The sequence below is a fragment of the Bariatricus sp. HCP28S3_A4 genome (assembly GCF_052066395.1).
Lineage (GTDB): Bacteria > Bacillota > Clostridia > Lachnospirales > Lachnospiraceae > Allocoprococcus.
Genome location: NZ_JBQHSE010000016.1, coordinates 1 through 24,312, shown reverse-complemented (window position 1 = coordinate 24,312; position 24,312 = coordinate 1). Strand labels below are relative to the sequence as shown.

22 protein-coding genes, 2 pseudogenes and 1 other annotated feature are annotated in these 24,312 nt (G+C 43.1%); of the genes and pseudogenes, 1 reads left to right on the top strand and 23 read right to left on the bottom strand.

Annotated features, from left to right (window positions below):
* Positions 1-10: 10 nt before the first annotated feature.
* The 15 genes from ACTNBF_RS09460 to ppk1 all read right to left on the bottom strand — a co-directional run bounded on the left by ACTNBF_RS09460 (position 11) and on the right by ppk1 (position 19,563).
* Positions 11-937, bottom strand: coding sequence for an ABC transporter permease (locus ACTNBF_RS09460; protein ID WP_427806084.1), 927 nt, complete (start codon positions 935-937; stop codon positions 11-13).
* A gap of 183 nt (positions 938-1,120) precedes the next feature.
* On the bottom strand, positions 1,121-2,764 hold the full coding sequence (locus ACTNBF_RS09455; RefSeq protein ID WP_427820023.1) for a peptide ABC transporter substrate-binding protein: 1,644 nt from the start codon (positions 2,762-2,764) through the stop codon (positions 1,121-1,123).
* 17 nt (positions 2,765-2,781) lie between these two features.
* Positions 2,782-3,855, bottom strand: coding sequence for a M24 family metallopeptidase (locus ACTNBF_RS09450; RefSeq protein ID WP_427820024.1), 1,074 nt, complete (start codon positions 3,853-3,855; stop codon positions 2,782-2,784).
* A gap of 368 nt (positions 3,856-4,223) precedes the next feature.
* Entirely contained in the window at positions 4,224-4,766 is a 543-nt protein-coding gene (locus ACTNBF_RS09445) for an XRE family transcriptional regulator (RefSeq protein WP_427806087.1), read from the bottom strand.
* 184 nt (positions 4,767-4,950) lie between these two features.
* Positions 4,951-8,658 carry a DNA-directed RNA polymerase subunit beta' gene (gene rpoC, locus ACTNBF_RS09440; protein ID WP_427820025.1) on the bottom strand — a complete coding sequence of 1,236 codons (3,708 nt, stop codon included), beginning with the start codon at positions 8,656-8,658 and terminating at the stop codon, positions 4,951-4,953.
* 13 nt (positions 8,659-8,671) lie between these two features.
* Complete coding sequence (gene rpoB, locus ACTNBF_RS09435; protein ID WP_427820026.1) at positions 8,672-12,535, bottom strand: DNA-directed RNA polymerase subunit beta; 3,864 nt, start codon at positions 12,533-12,535, stop codon at positions 8,672-8,674.
* Between the two features lie 333 nt (positions 12,536-12,868).
* On the bottom strand, positions 12,869-13,246 hold the full coding sequence (rplL, locus tag ACTNBF_RS09430) for a 50S ribosomal protein L7/L12 (RefSeq protein WP_427806090.1): 378 nt from the start codon (positions 13,244-13,246) through the stop codon (positions 12,869-12,871).
* 35 nt (positions 13,247-13,281) lie between these two features.
* Positions 13,282-13,794: a 50S ribosomal protein L10 gene (gene rplJ, locus ACTNBF_RS09425; RefSeq protein ID WP_427806091.1), complete on the bottom strand. Its 513-nt coding sequence runs from the start codon at positions 13,792-13,794 to the stop codon at positions 13,282-13,284.
* A 28-nt stretch (positions 13,795-13,822) separates the two neighbouring features.
* Positions 13,823-13,965: a sequence feature (ribosomal protein L10 leader region), on the bottom strand.
* A gap of 58 nt (positions 13,966-14,023) precedes the next feature.
* Entirely contained in the window at positions 14,024-14,818 is a 795-nt protein-coding gene (locus ACTNBF_RS09420) for a Uma2 family endonuclease (protein WP_441089145.1), read from the bottom strand.
* Positions 14,819-15,034: 216 nt separating this feature from the next.
* Positions 15,035-15,727 (bottom strand): 50S ribosomal protein L1, encoded by a 693-nt coding sequence (gene rplA / locus ACTNBF_RS09415; RefSeq protein ID WP_427806093.1) that lies wholly within the window; start codon positions 15,725-15,727, stop codon positions 15,035-15,037.
* A gap of 92 nt (positions 15,728-15,819) precedes the next feature.
* Positions 15,820-16,245 (bottom strand): 50S ribosomal protein L11, encoded by a 426-nt coding sequence (rplK, locus tag ACTNBF_RS09410; protein WP_427806094.1) that lies wholly within the window; start codon positions 16,243-16,245, stop codon positions 15,820-15,822.
* A gap of 54 nt (positions 16,246-16,299) precedes the next feature.
* Complete coding sequence (gene nusG / locus ACTNBF_RS09405; protein WP_427806095.1) at positions 16,300-16,815, bottom strand: transcription termination/antitermination protein NusG; 516 nt, start codon at positions 16,813-16,815, stop codon at positions 16,300-16,302.
* A gap of 35 nt (positions 16,816-16,850) precedes the next feature.
* Complete coding sequence (secE, locus tag ACTNBF_RS09400; RefSeq protein WP_427806096.1) at positions 16,851-17,048, bottom strand: preprotein translocase subunit SecE; 198 nt, start codon at positions 17,046-17,048, stop codon at positions 16,851-16,853.
* 22 nt (positions 17,049-17,070) lie between these two features.
* Positions 17,071-17,220 carry a 50S ribosomal protein L33 gene (rpmG, locus tag ACTNBF_RS09395; protein WP_081445272.1) on the bottom strand — a complete coding sequence of 50 codons (150 nt, stop codon included), beginning with the start codon at positions 17,218-17,220 and terminating at the stop codon, positions 17,071-17,073.
* Between the two features lie 261 nt (positions 17,221-17,481).
* Complete coding sequence (gene ppk1 / locus ACTNBF_RS09390) at positions 17,482-19,563, bottom strand: polyphosphate kinase 1 (protein WP_441025117.1); 2,082 nt, start codon at positions 19,561-19,563, stop codon at positions 17,482-17,484.
* A gap of 315 nt (positions 19,564-19,878) precedes the next feature.
* Here ppk1 and ACTNBF_RS09385 point away from each other — a divergent pair, with 315 nt between their 5' ends.
* Positions 19,879-20,823 (top strand): hypothetical protein, encoded by a 945-nt coding sequence (locus ACTNBF_RS09385; RefSeq protein ID WP_441089153.1) that lies wholly within the window; start codon positions 19,879-19,881, stop codon positions 20,821-20,823.
* Between the two features lie 59 nt (positions 20,824-20,882).
* On the opposite strand, the gene ACTNBF_RS09380 is transcribed toward ACTNBF_RS09385, so the two are convergent.
* The 8 genes and pseudogenes from ACTNBF_RS09380 to ACTNBF_RS09345 all read right to left on the bottom strand — a co-directional run.
* Positions 20,883-21,269, bottom strand: a complete 387-nt coding sequence (locus tag ACTNBF_RS09380) for a DegV family protein (protein ID WP_441089144.1) — start codon at positions 21,267-21,269, stop codon at positions 20,883-20,885.
* Between the two features lie 203 nt (positions 21,270-21,472).
* On the bottom strand, positions 21,473-22,258 hold the full coding sequence (locus tag ACTNBF_RS09375) for a Uma2 family endonuclease (RefSeq protein WP_441089143.1): 786 nt from the start codon (positions 22,256-22,258) through the stop codon (positions 21,473-21,475).
* Positions 22,259-22,456: 198 nt separating this feature from the next.
* A pseudogene (locus ACTNBF_RS09370) lies at positions 22,457-22,659 on the bottom strand (AAA family ATPase); the annotation flags it as partial.
* Between the two features lie 84 nt (positions 22,660-22,743).
* On the bottom strand, positions 22,744-23,013 hold the full coding sequence (locus ACTNBF_RS09365; protein ID WP_441089142.1) for a helix-turn-helix transcriptional regulator: 270 nt from the start codon (positions 23,011-23,013) through the stop codon (positions 22,744-22,746).
* On the bottom strand, positions 22,944-23,216 hold the full coding sequence (locus ACTNBF_RS09360; protein ID WP_441089154.1) for a hypothetical protein: 273 nt from the start codon (positions 23,214-23,216) through the stop codon (positions 22,944-22,946). Before ACTNBF_RS09360 ends, ACTNBF_RS09365 begins: the two co-directional genes overlap by 70 nt.
* Before the next feature lie 15 nt (positions 23,217-23,231).
* The gene (locus ACTNBF_RS09355) at positions 23,232-23,750 is read right to left on the bottom strand and encodes a prepilin peptidase (protein WP_427820033.1); all 519 of its coding nucleotides are present in this window, start codon (positions 23,748-23,750) and stop codon (positions 23,232-23,234) included.
* Entirely contained in the window at positions 23,731-24,081 is a 351-nt protein-coding gene (locus ACTNBF_RS09350) for a hypothetical protein (RefSeq protein WP_441050010.1), read from the bottom strand. The genes ACTNBF_RS09355 and ACTNBF_RS09350 overlap by 20 nt, the downstream gene beginning before the upstream one ends.
* Positions 24,078-24,312, bottom strand: a pseudogene (locus ACTNBF_RS09345) (hypothetical protein); the annotation flags it as partial. The gene ACTNBF_RS09350 and the pseudogene ACTNBF_RS09345, both read right to left, overlap by 4 nt.

Below are 24,312 nucleotides of genomic sequence, written 5' to 3'. Positions count from 1 at the left end.
TTCCTGTCACCTACCTTTTTTTACCGCTGAGACGAATTCTCGGATCAACGATACCATACAGAATATCTACTACTAAAATAGCGATAATCAAGAATGCTCCATAGAAGATCGTCATTCCAAGCACAAGTGTATAGTCATTCATATTGATACTGTCTACATAATGTTTTCCCATTCCAGGAATTGCAAATAAGGCTTCGATTACGAAAGTACCGGTAAGTACAGAGGCAACTGTCGGTCCCATAATCGTAATAATCGGAGTAATCGCATTTCTGATCTGATGTTTTATCGTAATTCGTAAATCAGAAAGCCCTTTTGCCTTAGCTGTCTTTGTGTAATCAGACGTAACAACTTCCAGCATACTCGAACGCATTAAACGAGATACAGAAGCCAGCGTATAGAATCCAACAGCAATCGATGGAAGAATCGTGTGTTTAAAGCTTGTATACTGCGCAACCGGAAGAATCTTCCATTTGATTCCGAAGAAATACTGCAATACAGATCCCATAATAAAGTCCGGCATAGATGTACCGATAATCGCAATCAAAATACAGAAAAAGTCAAGCTTTTTCCCACGATTCAGCGCTGCAATTATTCCAAGGATCAGTCCGAAGAACAATGCAAAGCAAAGGGAACGGATACCAAGGTCTGCAGAATACGGGAAAGATTCCGCAATAATCTGATTAACAGTTCTTCCTTCATACTTCATGGAATATCCCAAATCTCCGTGAAGTACATTCTTCATATAAGTTATGTATTGAACCGGCAACGGTTTGTCCATACCATAATACGCTTCCAGATTCGCGCGGATTTCCGGTGTCATTTTATCACTTGAAAATGGATCACCCGGCATCAAACGTACAAGAACAAACACTACACTTGTCAGAACAAACAATGTGACGATTGCAAGTAAAACTCGCTTTGCAATATATTTTGCCATTTGTGCTTCTCCTTTCTTCAGCCCGTTTCCTTAACGGTTTTGATTATCCCACACCACATGCCCCTCCGGATAATCAAAACCGTTAAAGAGGAAGGGAAACTATACTTTTTCCCTCCCAACAAGTTTTATTACTTAGTCAGAGAGGACAAAATGTCCTCTCTGACTAAAATATTATATAATATTTTATTCTGCAAGATCTGCATATACCAGGTTGAAGTCATATCCTACAAAGTAAACATTGAAGTTTTCAAGCTTCGGATTTACAAGATACTGATCACGACGGAGCTGCAGCGGAACAAGTGCTGAATCTTCTCCGAGGAAGATCTGCTCTGCTTCGAACAACATATCCTGTCTCTTTGCAGCGTCTGTCTCAAACTGAGAAGCTTCCAGCAGTTCATCATATCTAGGATTGTTATATCCTGAATGGTTGTACTGTCCATCGCTGATCCAGAGTTCCAGGTAAGAATAAGCATCTGAGTAATCCGGTACCCATCCCGTAACTACCATATCATATTCTTTAGTCTGTTCCATTTCAAGTCTCTGTTTGTAAGTAACCTGTTTGATTTCTACTGTGATTCCAAGGTTCTTCTGGAACTGTTCCTGAAGAACTTCTGCCTGCTTTTTAGCACCTTCTGTATCAGTTGTAAGAAGTTCAAGCTTGATATCTGCTGCATTGCTTACGCCCAGTTCAGACATAGCTGCTGCAAGATATTCTTTTGCTTTTGCATCATCATTTTCAAGCGGGAATGGTTCATATGGATATCTCTCACCATATGTAGAATCCGCTGCTGTTACGTTCGGAAGAACAAGTCTCTGTGCCGGTTCGTAAACATCATTATTAACAAGCGTATTGTATTCAGAACGATTGATTGCATAGTTAAGAGCAAATCTTAAGTTCTTATTTGCAAGAAGCTTGCCTTCACTCTGGTTCAGCATGATGTAATCATCCGCACCTGTGAAGTAGAATTCTGAATCATCTGCATACTGTTCTGTCATTTCTGTAGGAACAATTGTAATATCAACTTCGCCATTCTCCCACATAGCAACTGCTGTCTTAGCATCAGCGACTGTCTTGATGCAGATTTCGTCAAGTTTTACACTGTCGGCATCCCAATAATCCGGATTCTTTGTCATAACAAGCTGATCACCATGTTTCCACTCAGTCATCGTGAACGGTCCATTATATGCTGCTTTTTCAGGATCTGCTGCATATTCTTTTCCATATTTTTCTACAAGGTCTCTTCTTGCTGGTCCAAGTGCACACATAGATGCCATTGATTCGAAGTATACCGCCGGATGTTCCAGAGTAATTTCTACAGTCTTGTCATCAAGTGCCTTAACACCCAGTTCTTCAACAGAAACTTCACCATTATTTACAGCTGCACCGTTTTTCAGGATGTAACCGATAAATGCATAGTCACAAGCTTCTGCCGGATCCATCAGTCTCTGCATACCGTAAACATAATCATCTGCAGTTACATCCACACCGTCACTCCATTTCAGGCCATCGCGAAGATGGAAGGTGTAAACAAGTCCGTCATCAGAAACTTCCCAGCTTTCTGCTGCGTCTCCTCTCACTTCTCCTTCTACATTTCTTGTAAGGCAAGCCAGCATATGGATATTTGCTGATGCGGAAGAAATGGAGTTACTATTCTGCGGATCTGCTGACGGAATGTCTTCACGCAGAGTATATGTAACTCTTTTCTTACCTGTACCTTCTGTTTCACTGCTGTCATCGGATTTCTTTGATCCAGGTGTACCGCAGCCTGCAAACATGGTAACTACCATAGCTGCAGAAAGTAATGCTGCTAATAATCTCTTTTTCATAACTTTTCCTCCTTCATTTAAAGTTCTATTAGCTCATGTGTAGCACTTATCAGGTTTTCATATCCGTCTTTTGTGACAATACCCTGATCTTCGATCCGGACACCGCCCCAGCCTGGAATATAAAGTCCTGGTTCTACCGTCATCACGCTGTTCTCCGGAAGAATATTCCCACAATTTGCTCCAATATTCGGAAGCTCATGTACGAACAGCCCTACTCCATGACCGATTCCCGTATAGTGATACTGGAAATATTCGGTCCCTTCAATTGCTTTGAGTGACGCTTCATAACAGGATGTGCCCGTCACTCCCGCTTTGACAGAAGCTTCTGTTTCTTCTGTCATCCGTCTGCAGAGATTGTATACTTCTTTTTGTTTTTCATCCGCTTTCCCTACAACAACGGTTCTTGTCATATCTGACAAATATCCTTTGTACTGGCATCCATAATCCATCAATACAAAGTCGCCATATTCGATTGCCTTATTACTCGGAATTCCATGGAGAAGCGATGTTCTCGCTCCTGATATAAGAATTCCTCCGTAAGGCTTGGTATCAGCTCCTTCCATTACCATGTAATGGGCAAGCTTTGATGCAAGTTCTTTCTCAGTTACACCCACACGCACGTCTTTCAAGATTTTTTCAAATGCTCTGGATGCAATATCACATGCCACTGTCAGGTTCTTAATCTCTTCAGGCGTCTTCACCGCACGAAGTTCTTCTATTACGTTAAGAGTGGGAACCAGCTCAACTTTCATGGCATCCTGCATGGATTTCCATGCTCCAAATGTGAGATAATCCTGTTCAAATCCTATTCTTTCAACTTTTTCTTCTTCAGCACATAACGCAACTGCTTCCCCTATGCTGCGGCTTCTTGTGCTTCGCCAATTCCTGATTTCATACTCCGGGCATTCATATGATGCCTGTTCAGTATACCGCGGATCTGTAAGAAAGTACTGTTTACTTTTCGTAATAAAAAGAAAAGAATCCTCTCCTGTATATGCACTGACCGCTCTCACGTTAGCCGGCTTCGCCACATAAAAACCATCCAAGCCTTCCCTCTCCATGTACTCTCTCAGTTGTTCAATCTTACTCATTGCAATCCCCCAATTTCTATACCGCATACTAGAACGCAGTCTATTTTGATAATAAAAAAGCGCCATGATTTTCATCATGACGTCCTTGTCTTCCCAAGTCATAGTTTCACGCTATGACGTCCGCTTATGAAATTGTATTGAAAACCCTTTCTTTCACGCTTGACTAAGCAGAAGGTTACGTGAAACCGGAAGCCAACCATCTGTTTCTAGTATTGCAGATTCTCATTTATCATTTTCACGAAGATGATTTTTTCTTCATCAATATGATTTTTCTATTATATCCTTTATTTCACCTTGTGTCAAGGGAAATATGAATTTTGCTATTTTTTTCACAATATCCTTTTTTACTTTAATCCACTTAAACTCAACTATTTTCTATGGTATACCCAAAGACTGACCGACTCTTTTTCACCGGTGTTGTATATACAATGACGTTCTCCCTCTTTGATATATGCCGAATCCCGCTCATGCAATGTGTATTCTCTTCCTTCGATAATCAAGTTCAGACATCCGGATATCACCGTGCACATTTCGTCACGATTGTGACGATATTCCTTTTTTTTAGGCGGTTCCCCTGGCTGTATCGTAATATATTCATAAACATAGTTGGAACGTCTGAAATCTGCTATATTAACAACTAAGTTCTCATCCGGATAACTTGCCTCCGTGAGTTCTTCCTTGCGAATGATTGTTTTCGCCTCACATTCAGACTCAAGAATGTCAATGATACTGATTTCCAGCGATTCACAAATCCTGGCAAGGTTATCGATTGTAGGAGTCGTCTTATTCTGTTCCAGCATGCTCAGATACCCTACTGACAATCCGGTATACTCCGAAAGGCTTTTAATTGTCATCATCTTTTTCTTCCTGTTTTCTCTGATTCTCTCCCCAAGATGGCGTATATCCAACATCTTCCCACCTCATTTTTGCAAAGTAATTTTGAATATGTCGTTAATAATAGCTGATTTTTTTCAAATTTGCAATATTAAAATGAAATCTATAAGAATGTATAATAAATTCATAAACCCGAAAATAATAACAGGGCATAGTATTTTCACATACTATCCCCTGTCAATTTCACATGAAATAATGAGCCTATTCTTCTGTTATTTCAGCAAATTCGGTCTCTGTATCCGCAGCTTCTTCGACATTAGCAGCATCATTTTCTGCATTTAGTTCTGGTGCTTCAACCATTTCGCCTTCTTCCGCATCATCAAAATCATCGAGAACAATTTCATCTTCCATCGCCAGTTCTGTGTTCAAACGAACATCCCGATATTTCTTCATACCGGTTCCTGCCGGAATAAGCTTACCGATAAGAACATTTTCCTTAAGGCCGATCAAATGATCCACCTTACCCTTAATAGCAGCTTCCGTCAGAACTTTCGTTGTCTCCTGGAAGGACGCAGCAGACAAGAAGGACTCGGTAGCAAGCGATGCCTTGGTAATACCAAGCATGATCTGTTCACCGGTTGCCGGTTCTTTGCCCTCTGCCTCCAGCTTTTCATTCACGTCGTTGAATTCAAGTACGTCGACCATCGTACCCGGGAGGAACTCTGTATCGCCCTTTTCTTCTACTCGAATCTTCTTAAGCATCTGACGCACGATAACCTCGATATGCTTATCATTGATTTCTACACCCTGCAGACGATATACTCTCTGTACTTCCTGGAGCATATAATCCTGTGCTGCACGAAGTCCCTTAATCTTCAGCAGATCATGCGGATTGATACTACCTTCTGTCAGCTCGTCACCGGCTTCAAGAACAGCACCATCCATAATCTTAATTCGTGAACCATACGGAATCAAATAAGCTTTCGACTCACCCGTCTCCTGATTCGTCACAATAATCTCACGTTTCTTCTTTGTATCGTTGATTGTTGCAACACCGCCAAATTCTGTAATGATCGCAAGTCCTTTCGGTTTTCTTGCCTCAAAAAGCTCTTCGACACGAGGAAGACCCTGCGTGATATCATCACCGGCCACACCACCGGTATGGAAGGTACGCATGGTAAGCTGGGTACCTGGCTCTCCGATTGACTGAGCCGCAATGATACCGACAGCCTCACCAACCTGTACCGGTTCTCCGGTTGCCATGTTGGCTCCATAACATTTTGCGCAGATTCCGATATGTGATTTACAGGTCAGAATCGTACGGATCTTCACCTTTTTAAGTGGAGAATTTCCATTTTCATCCACACCGTATTTCATAATCTTCTCTGCACGTTTTGGAGTGATCATATGATTTGCTTTTACAAGCACATTTCCATCTTTATCACAAATCGTATAGCAGGAATAACGTCCTGTAATACGTTCCTGAAGACTTTCAATCTCTTCATTTCCATCCATGAATGCATGCACATACATACCTGGAATCTCTGCACCTTTTTCTACGCAGTCCACTTCACGGATAATCAGTTCCTGTGAAACATCAACAAGACGTCTGGTCAAATATCCAGAGTCCGCTGTACGAAGAGCGGTATCTGACAGACCTTTACGCGCTCCATGCGCAGACATGAAGTACTCCAATACGTCCAGACCTTCACGGAAGTTTGACTTAATCGGCAACTCGATCGTACGACCGGTTGTATCAGCCATAAGTCCGCGCATACCTGCGAGCTGCTTAATCTGCTTATCTGATCCACGGGCTCCGGAATCGGCCATCATGAAGATATTATTATATTTATCCAGTCCGGAAAGCAGTGCCTCTGTAAGTTCATCATCCGTTGCTTTCCATGTCTCAACAACTTCTTTATAACGTTCTTCTTCTGTAATAAGACCACGTTTGAAGTTCTTTGTAATCTTATCTACTGTATCCTGTGCTCTCTGAATCAATTCCGGTTTCTGCGGCGGCACCGTCATATCGGAAATGGATACAGTCATCGCTGCTCTTGTAGAGAATTTGTAACCGATTGCTTTTACACTGTCAAGCACTTCAGCAGTCTTTGAAGCTCCGTGTGTATTAATAACTTTTTCAAGGATCTTTTTGAGCTGTTTTTTGCCGACATGGAAATCCACTTCAAGAAGCAGTTCATTTCCCTCTACTTCACGATCAACAAAGCCCAGATCCTGCGGAATAATCTCATTGAAAATAAATCTTCCCAATGTTGATTCAACTGTTCCTGTTTTCTCAGTTCCATCCGGAAGAGTCTTGGTAACACGAACTTTAATTTTGGAATGAAGTGTAACTACTCCATTCTCATATGCAAGAATCGCTTCGTTAATGCTCTTAAATGCTTTTCCTTCTCCTAATGCTCCCGGTCTTTCCTGCGTCAGATAATAAATACCAAGGACCATATCCTGTGAAGGAACGGCCACCGGACCACCATCAGACGGTTTCAGCAGGTTATTCGGAGAAAGGAGGAGGAAACGGCACTCTGCCTGAGCTTCTACGGACAGCGGCAGATGGACAGCCATCTGGTCTCCGTCGAAATCGGCATTAAATGCTGTACAAACAAGCGGATGAAGCTTGATTGCTTTACCTTCTACAAGAATCGGTTCAAACGCCTGAATACCAAGTCTGTGCAGCGTGGGGGCACGGTTCAGCATAACCGGGTGTTCCTTGATTACATCTTCCAGTACATCCCACACCTCTGTCTGAAGGCGTTCTACCATCTTTTTCGCATTTTTAATATTATGTGCGGTTCCGTTTGCAACCAGTTCTTTCATTACAAATGGTTTGAAGAGCTCAATTGCCATTTCTTTCGGAAGACCACACTGGTAAATCTTAAGTTCCGGTCCTACTACGATAACGGAACGTCCTGAATAGTCAACACGTTTTCCCAGAAGGTTCTGACGGAAACGTCCTGATTTACCTTTCAGCATATCGGAAAGAGACTTCAGCGCACGGTTACCAGGTCCGGTTACCGGACGTCCGCGGCGTCCGTTGTCGATCAGAGCATCGACTGCTTCCTGAAGCATTCTCTTTTCGTTTCTTACAATAATGTCCGGAGCTCCCAGCTCAAGGAGTCTCTTAAGACGGTTATTTCTGTTGATAATTCTGCGGTACAGGTCATTCAGATCTGATGTCGCAAAACGACCTCCGTCAAGCTGAACCATCGGACGCAGATCCGGCGGAATAACCGGGATTACAGTCATTACCATCCACTCCGGTCTGTTACCGGATTCACGAAATGCCTCAACCACTTCGAGACGTTTTACAATTCTTGCACGCTTCTGTCCGGTTGCGCCTTCCAGTCCTGACTGAAGTTCTGCATATTCTTTGTCCAAATCGATTGCTTCCAGTAATTCTTTAATAGATTCCGCACCCATACCGACACGGAACTTATTGCCCCATGTTTCTCTCGCTTCCTGATACTCAGCTTCAGAAAGAACCTGCTTGTACTGAAGATCTGTCTCTCCTTTATCCAGCACGATATAAGAAGCAAAATACAGAACCTTCTCCAGTGTTCTCGGGGACAGATCCAGGATCAGTCCCATCCGGCTCGGAATCCCCTTGAAATACCAGATATGGGAAACCGGGGCAGCAAGTGCAATGTGCCCCATACGTTCACGACGCACACTTGACTTGGTTACCTCAACCCCACAGCGGTCACAGACAACACCTTTGTAGCGGATTTTTTTATATTTTCCACAGTGACATTCCCAGTCTTTGCTCGGTCCGAAAATTCTCTCACAGTACAGACCATCCTTTTCCGGTTTTAAAGTTCTGTAGTTAATGGTTTCCGGTTTTGTCACTTCACCGTGTGACCATTCCAGAATCTTCTCCGGAGATGCCAGACCAATTTTAATTGCATCGAATGTCATCTGCTGAGATGTTGCTTCGTTTTTATTTTCTGTCATTTCGGCATCCTCCCTATTCTAAGTCCATATCGTCAAAATCTTCAAATTCTTCCTCAAAGTCTTCTTCAAAGTCAGCGTCATCCGGCTCTTCATCAATGTCCACAAGCTCACCATCTTCAAATTCCTGTGTGCTGTATCCATGTTTTCCGAAATCCTCGTCATTGCGGTAACGTCTGTCTCCTTCAATGATGTGGTTCAGATTTGTATCGCCATAATCTACGCTTTCCATAATCTCAACTTCTGTATTGTCATCACGCAGTACTCGTACGTCAAGGCCAAGAGACTGCAGCTCCTTCAGAAGTACTTTAAAGGATTCCGGAATACCCGGTTCAGGAATATTCTCACCTTTAATGATTGCTTCATAAGTCTTCACACGTCCTACAACGTCATCAGATTTTACTGTCAGGATTTCCTGCAGAGTGTAGGAAGCTCCGTACGCCTCAAGAGCCCAAACCTCCATTTCTCCGAAACGCTGTCCACCAAACTGCGCTTTACCACCAAGTGGCTGCTGGGTTACCAGTGAGTAAGGACCGGTTGAACGCGCATGGATCTTATCATCAACCAAATGATGCAGTTTCAGATAATGCATGTGTCCGATCGTTACCGGGCTGTCAAAGAATTCACCGGTACGTCCGTCACGAAGACGAACTTTACCGTCTCTTGACAGCGGAACCCCCTTCCAGAGTTCTCTGTGGTCTCTATTCTCATACAGATATTCCATAACCTCCGGAAGCAGCTCTTCTTTATGTCTTGCTTCAAACTCTTCCCAGCTCAAGTTTACATAATCATTCGCCAGGTCAAGCGTATCCATAATATCAACCTCATTGGCGCCATCGAAGACCGGTGTAGAAATATTGAATCCAAGAGCTTTCGCAGCCAAAGACAGATGAATCTCAAGCACCTGTCCGATATTCATACGTGACGGCACACCCAGAGGGTTAAGCACGATATCAAGCGGACGTCCGTTCGGCAGGAACGGCATATCTTCTACAGGGAGCACACGGGAAACAACACCCTTGTTACCATGACGTCCGGCCATCTTATCACCGACAGAAATCTTTCTCTTCTGAGCGATATAAATACGAACTGCCTGATTTACTCCCGGTGAGAGTTCATCTCCATTTTCTCTTGTAAATACTTTTGCATCCACAACGATACCGTATTCGCCATGCGGTACTTTCAAAGAAGTATCTCTTACTTCACGGGCTTTTTCACCAAAGATTGCCCGAAGCAGTCTCTCTTCTGCCGTCAGCTCTGTTTCACCCTTCGGTGTCACTTTACCGACGAGGATGTCCCCGGCACGAACTTCCGCACCGATACGGATAATACCTCTTTCATCCAGATCTTTCAGCGCATCGTCACCGACACCCGGAATATCACGTGTAATTTCTTCCGGCCCAAGCTTGGTGTCACGAGCTTCTGCTTCATACTCTTCAATATGCACAGAAGTATATACATCATCCTGTACCAGTCTTTCACTTAACAGAACAGCATCCTCGTAGTTATAACCTTCCCAGGTCATGAAGCCGATCAGCGGGTTCTTACCAAGCGCCATCTCACCATTTGATGTAGACGGGCCGTCTGCAATAACCTGTCCTGCCTCTACCCGTTCTCCCTTGACAACAATCGTTCTCTGATTATAACAGTTACTCTGGTTACTGCGGAGGAATTTGGTCAATTTATACGTTTTCCTGGTCTTATCATCCTGCTTAATTACGATTTCTGTTGCAGTTGCGCGTTCTACCACACCGCCCTGTTCTGCCACAATGCAGACTCCCGAGTCAACGGCTGATTTTACTTCCATACCAGTTCCGACAACCGGTGCTTCGGTCATCAAAAGCGGTACCGCCTGACGCTGCATGTTGGATCCCATCAGCGCACGGTTGGCATCGTCATTTTCCAGGAAAGGAATCAATGCTGTAGCTACAGAGAATACCATCTTCGGAGAAACGTCCATATAGTCAAACATTCTTCTCTCATATTCCTGAGTCTCTTCACGGTAACGACCAGATACATTCTTATGAATGAAATGTCCTTCTTCATCCAGTGGCTCATTCGCCTGTGCTACATGATAATTATCTTCTTCATCTGCTGTCATATAGACAACATCATCTGTTACTACCGGGTTCATCGGATCGCTCTTGTCGATCTTACGATACGGAGCCTCCACGAAACCGTATTCATTAATTCTCGCATAACATGCCAGAGAGTTGATAAGCCCAATGTTCGGTCCTTCAGGTGTCTCAATCGGGCACATTCTTCCATAGTGAGAATAGTGTACATCTCGAACCTCGAATCCGGCACGGTCACGAGACAGACCACCTGGGCCAAGGGCAGACAGACGTCTCTTATGAGTCAGCTCACCCAGCGGGTTATTCTGATCCATAAACTGTGACAACTGAGATGAACCAAAGAATTCTTTCACAGCTGCCGTAACCGGTTTAATATTGATCAAAGACTGCGGGGATACCCCTTCCAGATCCTGTGTTGTCATTCTTTCACGAACAACTCTTTCCAATCTGGACAGACCAATTCTGTACTGATTCTGAAGCAGTTCACCGACCGCACGGATACGTCTATTGCCAAGATGATCGATATCATCATCATTTCCAAGACCATATTCCAAATGCATATTATAATTGATGGATGCGAAAATATCTTCTTTTGTAATGTGCTTCGGAATCAGCTCATGGATATTCTTGCGAATCGCATCTTTCAATTCATCGATATCGCCTGCTGTCTCTTCCAGAAGTTCAGCGAGAACCGGATAGTACACCAGCTCCGTCACGCCCACTTCCTTAGGGTCAATGTCAACAATGCTCTGCAGATTTACCATCATATTAGAAAGAACTTTGATATTGCGTTCTCCCTCTTCTCTTGCAATCCATACATATGGGACTGCCGCGTTCTGAATTGTATCTGCAAGTTCTCTGTCAACTTCCGTTCCTTTTTCCGCGATCACCTCTCCTGTCAGAGGGCTTACAACATCTTCTGCCAGAACTCGTCCGTTAATACGATTACGGAGCAGAAGCTTCTTATTAAATTTATAACGTCCAACTTTAGCAAGATCATAACGCCTTGCATCAAAGAACATACTTGTGATCAGGCTTTCAGCACTGTCCACAGCAAGAGGTTCACCCGGACGAATCTTCTTGTATAATTCAAGAAGACCTTCCTGATAGTTTTCCGCTGTATCTTTGCTAAAACTTGCCAGAATCTTCGGTTCCTCACCAAAGAGTTCCAAAATCTCCGCATTCGTACCAACACCCAGGGCTCGAATCAACACTGTGATCGGCACTTTTCTGGTTCTGTCAACACGCACATAGAAAACGTCATTCGAATCCGTCTCATATTCAAGCCATGCGCCGCGGTTCGGAATTACCGTACAAGAAAATAATTCTTTACCGATTTTGTCATGTGCAATTCCATAATAAATGCCAGGAGAACGTACCAACTGGCTTACAATAACACGTTCTGCTCCGTTAATTACGAAAGTACCCGTCTTCGTCATTAACGGCAGATCTCCCATAAAGATCTCATGTTCGTTAATCTCATCCGTTTCCTTATTATGAAGCCTTACACGCACTTTCAGCGGTGCCGCATAAGTCGCGTCACGCTCTTTACATTCTTCAATTGAGTACTTTACCTCGTCTTCACATAATGTAAAATCCACCAGTTCCAGACTCAGATGTCCACTGTAATCTGTAATCGGAGAAATATCATCAAATACTTCTTTTAATCCTTCGTCTAAGAACCACTGATAGGAGTCCTTTTGAACTTCGATTAAGTTCGGCATTTGGAGTACTTCTTTTTGTCTGGAATAGCTCATACGCATACTTTTTCCGGTTGTGATGGGACGAATTCTGTTTTTCTCCATTGACGTTTCACTCCTTATATAATAAATTTTCGGGTTAATTCCACCTAACACTCACACAGATTTTTAAACAAGTGGACAGTTTTTGCCGTCCACGACTTCAATCTGTGGCTCAACTATCTCCCTTTTATCGGAAACAGTCGATTTTAGGGCGCAATTATAGCATAAATTTCCACAATAGCGCATTTTTTACTATATCATAGAGTCTGCTGGCTTGTCAAGGATTTTTTTTGTGATTTGGAATATTTTTTAAATGATTTCAAGAAACAAGAATGGTACTTCTGTCTAGAAAAAACGGGGAAGATCTCTCTCCCCCGCTTTGGAATACTCTTAAAATTACTTAAGGGCAACTTCTGCGCCTTCAGCTTCAAGTTTTGCTTTGATTTCTTCAGCTTCTGCCTTAGATACTGCTTCTTTCACTACCTTCGGTGCTCCGTCAACTAATTCTTTAGCTTCTTTTAATCCAAGTCCTGTGATTTCACGAACAACTTTGATTACTTTAACTTTAGAAGAACCAGCTGCTACTAATTCTACGTTGAATTCATCTTTTTCTTCTTCCTGAGCTGCTCCGTCTCCAGCTGCTGCTGCAACTACAACACCTGCTGCTGCAGATACACCAAATTCTTCTTCACATGCTTTAACTAATTCATTTAATTCTAATACAGATAATTCTTTGATAGCTTCAATAAATTCTGCTGTTGTTAATTTTGCCATTTTATTTTCCTCCATTTGATATTTTTATAATACTCTTATTCTTCTGCTGCGGCTTCTGCCGGAGCTCCATTCTGCTCTGCGATCTGATTAAGCACACGAGCAAGATTGGTAATCGGTGACTGTAAGCTTCCAAGTAACTTGGACAGTAATTCTTCTCTTGATGGAACCTTAGATAACTCTGCAACTCCGTTAGCGTCATATACTGTGCCTTCAACCACACCTGCTTTAACTTCAAGAGCCTGAGCTGTCTTTGCAAACTTGCAAATAATTCTTGCCGGTGCTGTTGCATCGTCTTTAGAAATTGCAATAGCGCTCGGTCCTTCCAGATATTCGTCTAACTGTGCGAAATCTGTTCCTTCAAAAGCTCTCTTCATCATTGTGTTTTTGCAGACTTTGTAAACAATACCAGCTTCTCTTAACTGCTTACGAAGTTCTGTGTCTTGTGCTACAGTTAATCCGCGGTAGTCAACCAGCACGATTGACTGTGCATCAGTGATATCATCTACGATTGCCTGAACGATAGGTTGTTTTAATTCAACTTTTGCCACGAATGGTGCACCTCCTTGTATTATTATGAGCTGCCTAGAAAAAGCTCCCTGTCCGCAGACTGGAAGCTTCTATAAATTCAAACTTTTATCGAATTCGTTTCTTCCTCGGTAGGCGTTTTCATCCTTATGCCTTGCGGCACCTACTGTCTCTGGCAGTTACGCTATATATAATAACAGGTGTTCTCCTGTTCGTCAAGTACTTTTTGGATTTTTTCGTAATTTTTTCAGCTTACCACAGTATATCAAACTCAGAAAAATCAATTTCCGCACCAGCCCATATTCTCATCGGAACTTTATCCTCAAAGTCATAATGCATTACTTCAAACTCCGTGTCGCTTCCTTGAAGCCAATATGTAGAGATGTCCTTCTTCTCCGGATCGATGATCCAGTATTCGCGTACTCCTGCCTTCCAATATTTATTAAGCTTGATCATATAATCCCGCTTGCGGCTGGATGGCGATACTACTTCAGCCACAAAATCCGGCGCACCATTAATTCTTCGCCCGTCCGTCAGTTCTTTGTCGCATATCACCACAAGATCAGGCTGAAGCATCGTTTTATTATCTTTATTAAGGCAGACATCTATAGGTGAAAGGATCACTCTGCACTCCCCTTCATTTTTCTTGACATAATCCCTCATATAATAACTCAGTTCACCAATTATTTCCTGATGTACAATTGTCGGGGCATCCATATAGATCAGATAACCGTCTATCAGCTCTGCTCTCACTTCTTCCGGAAGCGCATAGTAATCCTCTAATGTATACTCCCCATCCTTTTTCATTGTATCGTAGGCAATGGACTCTTCCCGAATGCAAAGAACAGGTTCCGATTCCGTATGATACCGGAATTCCTTCCGCTGAAGCGCACGATCCAATGCGTCTAGCGTATCAATCTGCGGCGATTTTGTCGCTCCACTCAAGATCTTATTCACAGTCCCCAGCGATACCCCTGAATAGTCAGCAAGCTGTTTATTCGTAAGACCCAATTGTTTTTTCCGATTCTTAATATCACGTATATCCATTCCCGTTCCTCCTTCCATTCAATCTGCACTTGCCCGCCACGCCTCTTTATATATTATATATTACCATTTATTATAATAATATTCAACTCTTTTTATACAATATTATTATTTTACCATATTATATAATCTGCATCTCTCCAATGCTTCACTGACAAAAAAAACAGGACGCAGCACTTTGAAATGCTGCGTCCTCGATAGGTATCAATATATCATCAATTAAGCTAACTTCATCGGGTTCAGTTTTACGCCAGGTCCCATTGTAGAAGTAAGAGTTACACTTCTAAGGTACTGTCCTTTTACTGCTGCCGGTTTAGCCTTATTGATTGCATCGATAAGCGTCTGGAAGTTGTCCGCCAACTGTTCTTCTGTGAAGGAAGCTTTTCCAATCGGTACATGGATAATATTTGTCTTGTCCAATCTGTACTCAATCTTACCAGCTTTGATCTCGTTGATTGCTTTTGTAACGTCCATTGTTACGGTACCAGCCTTCGGGTTCGGCATTAAACCTTTTGGTCCAAGTACACGACCAAGACGTCCAACAACACCCATCATATCCGGTGTAGCAACTACAACGTCGAATTCAAACCAGTTTTCATTCTGAATCTTCGGAATCAGTTCTTCTGCTCCTACATAATCTGCGCCAGCCGCTTTTGCTTCTTCTGCTTTTGCATCTTTTGCAAATACAAGGATACGAACTTTTTTACCTGTTCCGTGTGGAAGAACAACTGCTCCACGAATCTGCTGATCAGCGTGACGTCCGTCACATCCGGTTCTGATATGAGCTTCGATTGTCTCGTCAAATTTTGCTGTCGCACATTTTTTAACTAATGCGATTGCATCTGCTTTATCATAGAGGACTGTTCTGTCAACCTGTTTAGCAGCCTCTACATATTTCTTTCCTCTTTTCATGTTAAATACCTCCTAGTGGTGATTACGGGAATTCCCTCCCACGTGCTTGTTTACAGTTTTCATAGTGTAGTTCTTTCGCCCGTAAATCAGACTTATTCAACTACAGTTACACCCATACTTCTGCAGGTTCCTTCGATCATACTCATAGCACTCTCAACAGTAGCTGCATTTAAATCAGGCATCTTCATCTCTGCGATTTCTTTAACCTGAGCTTTTGTGATCTTAGCAACTTTTGTCTTATTCGGAACGCCTGAACCTGATTTGATATTGCAGGCTTTCTTAATCAGAACTGCTGCCGGCGGTGTCTTTGTAACAAAGCTGAAGCTTCTGTCACTGTAAACAGTGATAACAACCGGAATAATTAAATCTCCCTGGTCTGCTGTTCTTGCGTTGAACTGTTTTGTAAACTCAACGATATTTACACCATGCTGTCCAAGTGCAGGACCAACCGGTGGAGCCGGAGTAGCCTTTCCGGCTGGAATCTGTAATTTGATATAACCTGTAACTTTTTTTGCCATTTTAAAGTACCTCCTTGTGGTATTTGCGGGGATTTCCCTCCCACGTAATGTCTGCTACATTTTCTTGACTTCTGCGAAACTGATTTCTACCGGTGTTTCGCGACCAAATAACTCAACATTGATTGTAAGACTCTGTTTCTGCATATTAATGGACTGAACAGCACCAACCGTTCCTTCCCATGCCCCGGCAATAACAGTAACGGTATCGCCCTCTGCAAAGTCAACGACAACATCCTCTTTCTGGATTCCGAGCGGTGCCATTTCTTCGTCTGTAAGCGGAACCGGTTTGGACCCCGGACCAACGAAACCAGTCACACCTCTGGTATTTCTTACGACATACCATGTATCATCATTCATGATCATATGAATGAGTACATATCCCGGAAAAAGCTTTTTCTGTGATGCCTTCTGCACTCCGTTCTTCAGTTCCACAACCTCATGCATCGGAACACGAACTTCCAGAATCTCTTCTTCCAGATGACGGTTCTCAATCGTCTTGTCAATGTCGGCTTTTACTTTGTTCTCATACCCTGAATAGGTATGAACCACATACCATTTTGCTTCTGCCATAATATCACCTTTCCTGTGTTACCATTATCAGTATCTTATCTTACTAAGAAATCAATTCCGTATTTTACAAGAATATCGGTAATCGCGATAATCGCTCCCAGCAAAACAGAAACAGATACGACTGCCGCTGTCTGTTTGGCAAGTGTGGTTTTGTCTGGCCAGATAATCTTCTTAAACTCTGCTTTTACACCTTTGAAAAACGGTGTCTTGCGGGTTTCTTTAGCATCTCCCATAACATTCACTTCCCTTCAACGACTATTTCGTCTCTTTGTGTAATGTGTGTGATTTGCAGAATCTACAGTATTTCTTTGTCTCCATGCGCTCCGGATGAGATTTCTTATCCTTTGTCATGTTGTAGTTACGATGTTTGCATTCTGTACATTCCAGTGTAATTCTTGTACGCACAACTTCCACCTCGCTTTTATGTTCTAATTTTCAGTTACACGACAGCTTGCGAGGCTGTCTGCAAAATCCCGTCTCCGGAATTCTGCTAAAAATAGGCATAAAAAAAAGACCTATAACTTCCATTCGCTAGGATAGTGTAACATACAGTCCCCGCAAAGTCAAGGTTTTCTTTTTGTTATCCGGCAAATTCTCCTTCCGTCCACAGCTATTAAAAATCCGGCAAAACACATATTTCCCGTGTTTTGCCGGATTATTTACAAACTATCTTCCATTTTCCATATCATATGCTTCCTGATAGAAGAATTCCTGAGAGTTCAGTTTTTCTGCATTTACAGACCGGTCGCAGTATTCTCCTTCTGAATTCTGTTCTTTTCCTTTCTCATCATCCATCATCATCGTGTCAAATATATGACGGATTCTGGTGCGGATATCCTGGTCATAAATCGGAGCAGCCACTTCCACACGGCGAACCGTATTTCTGGTCATAAAGTCGGCAGATGCAATGTAAATCTTCTCCTCATCTCCCCTTCCGAAGCGGTAGATTCTGGAGTGTTCAAGGAAACGCCCGACAACACTGATCACATGAATATTCTCTGTCATGCCTTTCACACCCGGTTTCAGACAGCAGATACCTCTGACGATCAGATCAATTTTCACTCCGGCCTGCGAAGCCTCGATCATCTTATCGATCAGAACCTTATCCGTAAGCGAATTGATCTTCACCCCCACATATCCTGTACTGCCCTGTTTCACCTTCTCAATCTCCGCATCGATCATATCCACTACCTTGTTCTGCAGACATTTCGGCGCGACAAGGAGTTCGTTCGTATGCTCGACCACTTCTCCCTTCTGCAGCGCGGTAAATATCTCTGCTGCTTCTGCTCCTATGGACTGTCTTGCCGTGATCAGAGAAAGATCTGTGTAAAGCCTTGATGTTTTTTCATTATAATTTCCGGTTCCGATCTGGGTTATGTAAGCAAATCCCGTTTCCGTTTTGCGTGTGATCAGACACAGTTTGGAATGAACCTTATAGTCTCCAAGTCCATAAAGGATCTGACATCCGGCATCCTCAAGCCTGTGGGACATTTCAATATTATTCGCCTCGTCAAATCTTGCTCTCAGTTCAACCAGAACAACAACTTCCTTGCCATTTTCGGCAGCCTCGATCAACGTGTCAATGATCTTGCTTCGCTCTGCGACACGATAGAGCGTCATTTTAATAGAAACGACAGACTCATCTTCTGCCGCTTCCTGAAGGAGCTGCAAGAACGGCTTCATGCTTTCATACGGATAGGAAAGCAGCACATCCTTCTTCTCAATCTGATTAAACAGATTTTCTTTCAGGTTCAGCGCCGGGCTGAGTCTCGGACTGCGTTTCTCATAAAACAATTCCGGTTTATCGCGAAGATAGGTCTGGAGTGCGAAAACAAAAGACAGATCCAGCGGCGTCTTCACATCAATAATATGATCCGCCCCGATTTTCAGGAAACGGGCAATTTCCTGCTTTGTCTTTTTATTGATACTGCGGCTGAACTCCACTCGCACCGGATTCAGCCTGGTACGACGCTTGATCAACTGTTCCATCATATCTCTGTAGTCAAGATCTTCGTCATATATCTCTGTCGCATCAATATCCGCATTACGCGTGACACGCATGATAGATTTTTCTTTCACAATATATTTTGAATACAATTTGGAAACGAAATGAAGGATCAGTTCTTCTGACAGCATAAAGGTTCCGGGCCTTGTAGGGATCTCAATCAGCCGTTTAAACACACTGTTGGAGCAGGGAACCAGTCCGGTTCTTCTCTTGCCCTTCGGTGTTTCAAGTAAAACAATCGCATACAACTGTTTATTTGCAAGGAACGGAAACGGCTGCTGCTTCCCGATGATCATCGGAGAAAGGAACGGGGCAATATGCGCGTCAAAATACTTCTCCAGAAGTTTTCCTTCTTCCGCGGACAACTTGTTAAAATTAATGATACGGATTCCCTCAGGCTCCAGTTCACCCATAAGCTGCTCATATATTTTTGCCTTCTTCTCTTCAAGCACGTTCACACGTTTGAGAATCTCCTTGACCTGCTCTTTACTATTCATGCCAGTTTTATTCTCTATAATTTCTTCCGAAGACTGCATCTGCATAAGGAGCGTACCGACACGTACCATGAAAAATTCATCCAGATTTGTCTGGAAAATAGACGCAAATGTCATCCTTTCTGCCAAAGGCACTCTTGGATTCCCGGCTTCATTTAACACTCGTTCATTAAACTGAAGCCATGACAATTCTCTGTTTGTCATACACAGGTTTTGATTCTTCTTTTCACTTTGTTTCTTATTCTTCATTCCTTGTTTCCTTCTCTCTTTCGCCATTTTACAAGCATCATTCAATTGCCGCGGAAATAGACATGTCTCATCGTTGTTGTTCCTTACAGCTCATTTCTTCCGCTTTAAGCTTAAAAACTCCGACGCTCCGAAGCATGCTTTCCTCATAAGACCATTCGCTTTGCCCCGAAACATGCTTCATGATCCGGTTTAAGCCATAAATCTTCCCGTTCCTTTCTCCGCAAAGTGCCACCCCCTCTTTTATTGACTTAGCTTACCCGGGAGTATATAATCGTAGCAAATACCTTATAACTATTCTAACAGAGAGGGGAAAAAATAGGAACACAAAAACAGAAAAAAGGCCTAAATATCAGCACACGTTCTTTCCTGACCGCAATCGCAGTCATCTTTGTTCTGATGGTACTCACCTACATACTTACATTCCTGATCCCGGGAGGTGAATACGCCAGACTCACAGATGCATCCGGAAATACGGTAATCGATACCGAAGCAGGATTTTCTTATGTAGAAGGCGGAATTCCGTTCTGGAAATGGATCTTTTCCCCACTTCTCGTTCTCAGCTCAGAAGGAAGCGGAGCTTTGATTGCCGTTATCGTCTTCCTCCTGGTGATCGGAGGCGTTTTTAACAGTCTTGAGAAATGTAATCTTATGAAATATATGCTGGACAGAATTACCAGCCGATTCGGCCAGAAACGCTACCAGCTTCTGGCCGTCATCACCTTGTTCTTCATGGCCCTCGGTTCTTTTATCGGGTCCTTCGAAGAATGCATTCCGTTGGTTCCGATCGTCGTTGCGCTGGCCGTCAGCCTGGGATGGGATCCTCTTACCGGTGTCGGCATGAGTCTTCTTGCCGTAGGCTGTGGGTTTGCTGCCGGAGTCTGCAATCCATTTACCGTAGGTGTAGCACAGGAGCTTGCCAGACTTCCGATGTTCTCGGGAATCTGGTTCCGCGCCCTTGCATTTGTACTGATCATGAACTTCTTCATTCCATCGGGTTCTGCCAAAGCCTTTCTGCTGATGCCGCTGATTGTTCCGGTTGCACAGGTATTCAGGATCTCTGCCCAGCTCTGCGTTGCGGCATTCGCGTTCGGCGACGGCTTCTCCAATGTATTCTACCCGACAAATCCGGTTCTTCTGATCGGTCTGGGTCTTGCGGATGTAAACTATGGTACCTGGGTGAAATGGAGCTGGAAATTCCAGACTCTGAATCTTGTACTTACAAGCCTGCTCCTGCTCTTTGGGATGGGAATTGGTTACTAATGTTGGATGTATTTCAAAAAACACTGGGGAGAGCGCTATGCGACCTCCCCCTTTTCCTGCTATTTTTCAATATACTGAATCGCCACGCAATGCGGACCGCAAAGCGTCCTGCAGTTGAAGACCATAATCCGCTCCCGATTTTCTGACATTTCCTTCGCCGCGCACGCACTTTGATATGTACCGGAAAGTCCGTCCGCTATGGTGATATTGATAATGTCTGAATCCTTGTATTTATCAAACATATCCACCACCTCACCAATTGGCGGCTGGGAACTTCTGGGAATCTGTCCCTTACGAATCCTTTCATAAAAATCTTTCATATCCATCTGAAGGTCGCGCCCTTCCAGATCGTCAATATTGACACAAAGAGGCAACGTCTCGACTCCCAATGCATTTGCCTCCTCCACCGTGTGCAGTGTTGAAGAGTCTGTAATAATTTGAACCATACCCAATACCTCGCAACGTAGTTTTGATTTCTACTTATTACAGTTTGCATTATTTACGTGTTGCCATCAAGACATTTCGACAATTTTTCACAATCTTCTCACAGTTATTCAGGCATTTTCCCCAAAATTCTCCAAAAACATAACAGTTCAGCCGCAAGGATGAGCCCTCTCTGACAAACGAGCCCCGTCACCACCTGCTCGCATTACTCAGGTATGCTTTCTAATACATCTGCAAGTCCTGCAAAATCTATCTCTAATTTTTCATCAAAAATCTGAACCGGGATCTTATCCCGGAATGTATAAAGGGACGGCATCGGGTCCTCTTCCAGGTGATACGTCACCACTTTTTTCTTCCGAAGATCAACAATCCAATATTCCCGCACACCGGCATTATCATATTTCACCATCTTTTTGGCAAAATCCATTCTTCTGGTAGAAGGCGACGTAACCTCAATCACCATATCCGGTGCTCCGTAAATACCTTCTTTTACAAGTTTTTCTTTCTTGCACAGTACTACAATATCAGGCTGAACCAGCGTCTTATCATCGCAATCCAGCTGTACATCAAGAGGAGCCGGAAGCACCAAACATTCTCCTTTATTCTCTCGTATAAATAATTCTAATAAAAATGCAATCTTCATCACAAGAATCTGATGTGCAGTGCCTGGCGCTTCCATAAAAATCAATTCCCCATCAATCAGTTCTGCACGCACCTCTTGCGGAAGTGCCCGGTAATCTTCTATCGTATACGGTCCACACCCCTGATATTCCAAAGCCGCCTGCGAATCCCGTATGACAAGATATTCATCCGTATCCTTCTTATCCAGAAGAACTTTCTCAAGTGCCATCAGCGTATCGTATCTGGGCGACCTGGTTTCCCCGTTCAAAATCTTATTGATCGTTCCCACCGGTACTCCGGAAAGTCGAGATAGTGCCTCGGTGGTCATACCCTTTTCTTCCTTTTTTCGTTTTAATATATCAGAAATCACTGCCTCTATCTCCTTTAACCGTTTTTTATATTTTAACCGTTTACGGTTATTTTGTCAAGAAAATAGTGGTAGTCGTGGGGATGGGGAGTTGGAGGGGAGTCAAGGGACCTGTCCCCACGACTCTCAACTAATGAGTTATAATGTACCCATAACAGTGGACACGCGAATTAGTGTAGTACCTGTTTTTCGGACACCCCCCCGCCCTGCATAATCAAGTGAGAAAAACTTCTCCAACATACTCATAGTTAACGTTTTTCCAAAGCGCCTCGGACGGGTAATTAGTGTCACATCATCCTTGCTTTCCCACCATTCACGGATAAAATCCGTCTTATCTATATAGAAGCATTTATTCGTTATTATTTTTCAAAATCCTGTATCCCAATTCCTACTGTTCTTGCCATAAATGCCTCCTTTAATAGATTCTATTTTTATTTCTATTTTTAGTATAATGATTTTTCTTTACGATTATAATGATGCTGCGAATTTTATTTCCCACTTTTCCCGCCCGATACCATCTTCTTATATTCCCGCGGGCTCATTCCGATCTCTCTTCGGAAAATCCTCGAGAAATATCCGAAATTATCCATCCCAACGCTTGTCGCCATCTGCGTGACCGACATCTGTGTCGTATTAAAGTACTGAACCGCCGCACGAATTCGGGCGTGATGAATGTAATCGGTCATACTCATCTCGGTCTCTTTGCTGAACTGCCCGGAAAGGAAAGACGCATTTTTGTGAAATTCTTCTGCCAGCACAGCAAAGGACAATATTTGTAGAGCGAAGTGATCTTCGTCGTCCCATTCGCGGCAAGAAAAATCTTCAACTTATCTGAAGTCTTTTTATAAACTCCTGTGGCAAGCGCTTCGAGGAAATCATTCAGATAAATCGCATACAACTCTGCAGATGTAGTCGTAAACTGGCGAAACGCATCTTTGTTCGGCAAAATCTTCCGTTCCATTTCCGAATAAATGAGTCACGGAACCTGTCCCCACAAAACCATCAACATGGTTGCTGCCGCAAGAGCCGGTCCAAATGGAATTACTCCACCCTTTCCCTCACGGCTCTTATAACTTATAAGCAATATAACCAAACCGAAAATACATGCAAAGAACAATGCATACAATGATAAATTCATACCAAGATACAGTCCCATGACAGCAATTAATTTCACATCACCGCCGCCAAGGCTTTCTTTTTTAAAGATTTGCTCAATAAGAATGGAAAGAATAAGTACGCCGCCGCCGTATACTACAGCAGCCAGTAAATGCACAGCAATACCACTCCATCCACCATAATCCTGATATGCAAATGGTATTGCCATGCACCATGCAATTACAGAGATTCCCAGACATTTATCCGGAATCCTGTATCTTTTCAGATCTTCTACTGACAAATATAGCAGACAGAAGAAAAATACCAGATTTCTCAGGTTTAACGCTATTGAATCATATTCCATGAGGCCATGAAAGACACTACTTGGATTTTGAATCATTCTTTTCCTCCTCTTCTTCTGCCCTTTTCTTACGAATCGCTTCCACAGCTTCCCGCACAGCCGCTTCTTCCTCTTCACGAATAATACCTTTTGTAACTTTAACAGAATAGATCAAGTTATAGATCAGTATAAAGAACAAAGGAAGGAGAATAAGCGGTATAAAAATCAAAGGATTGGACAGCAGATGTACTGCAACTCCCAACGGATATGAAATGCAGATAACTTTACCAATCACATCTTCTTCCGAAGTTAAATACGGATCCTCTGTCTGATTTGCATCTCCTTTTGTCACAAAAATGTGTCTTGCACCATCATTTTGGACCGATGTCACACGATCCCAACAGTTTCCTCTACATTAGCCACATAGCCGCGATATTCTTTCCCTGCTTTCCTTCGGTATGTAGCCTCAGGATCAGTTGGATTTAACAGCATGGTTGAATTGCCGAGGTTATCTTCCTTAGTAATCCAGCGACGTTTTCCCTGTTCGACAATGGACTGCTCTGAAAAACAGCGAATAAAAAGTTCATACTCAGAGACATCTTCGAATCCTGTTTTGGTGATA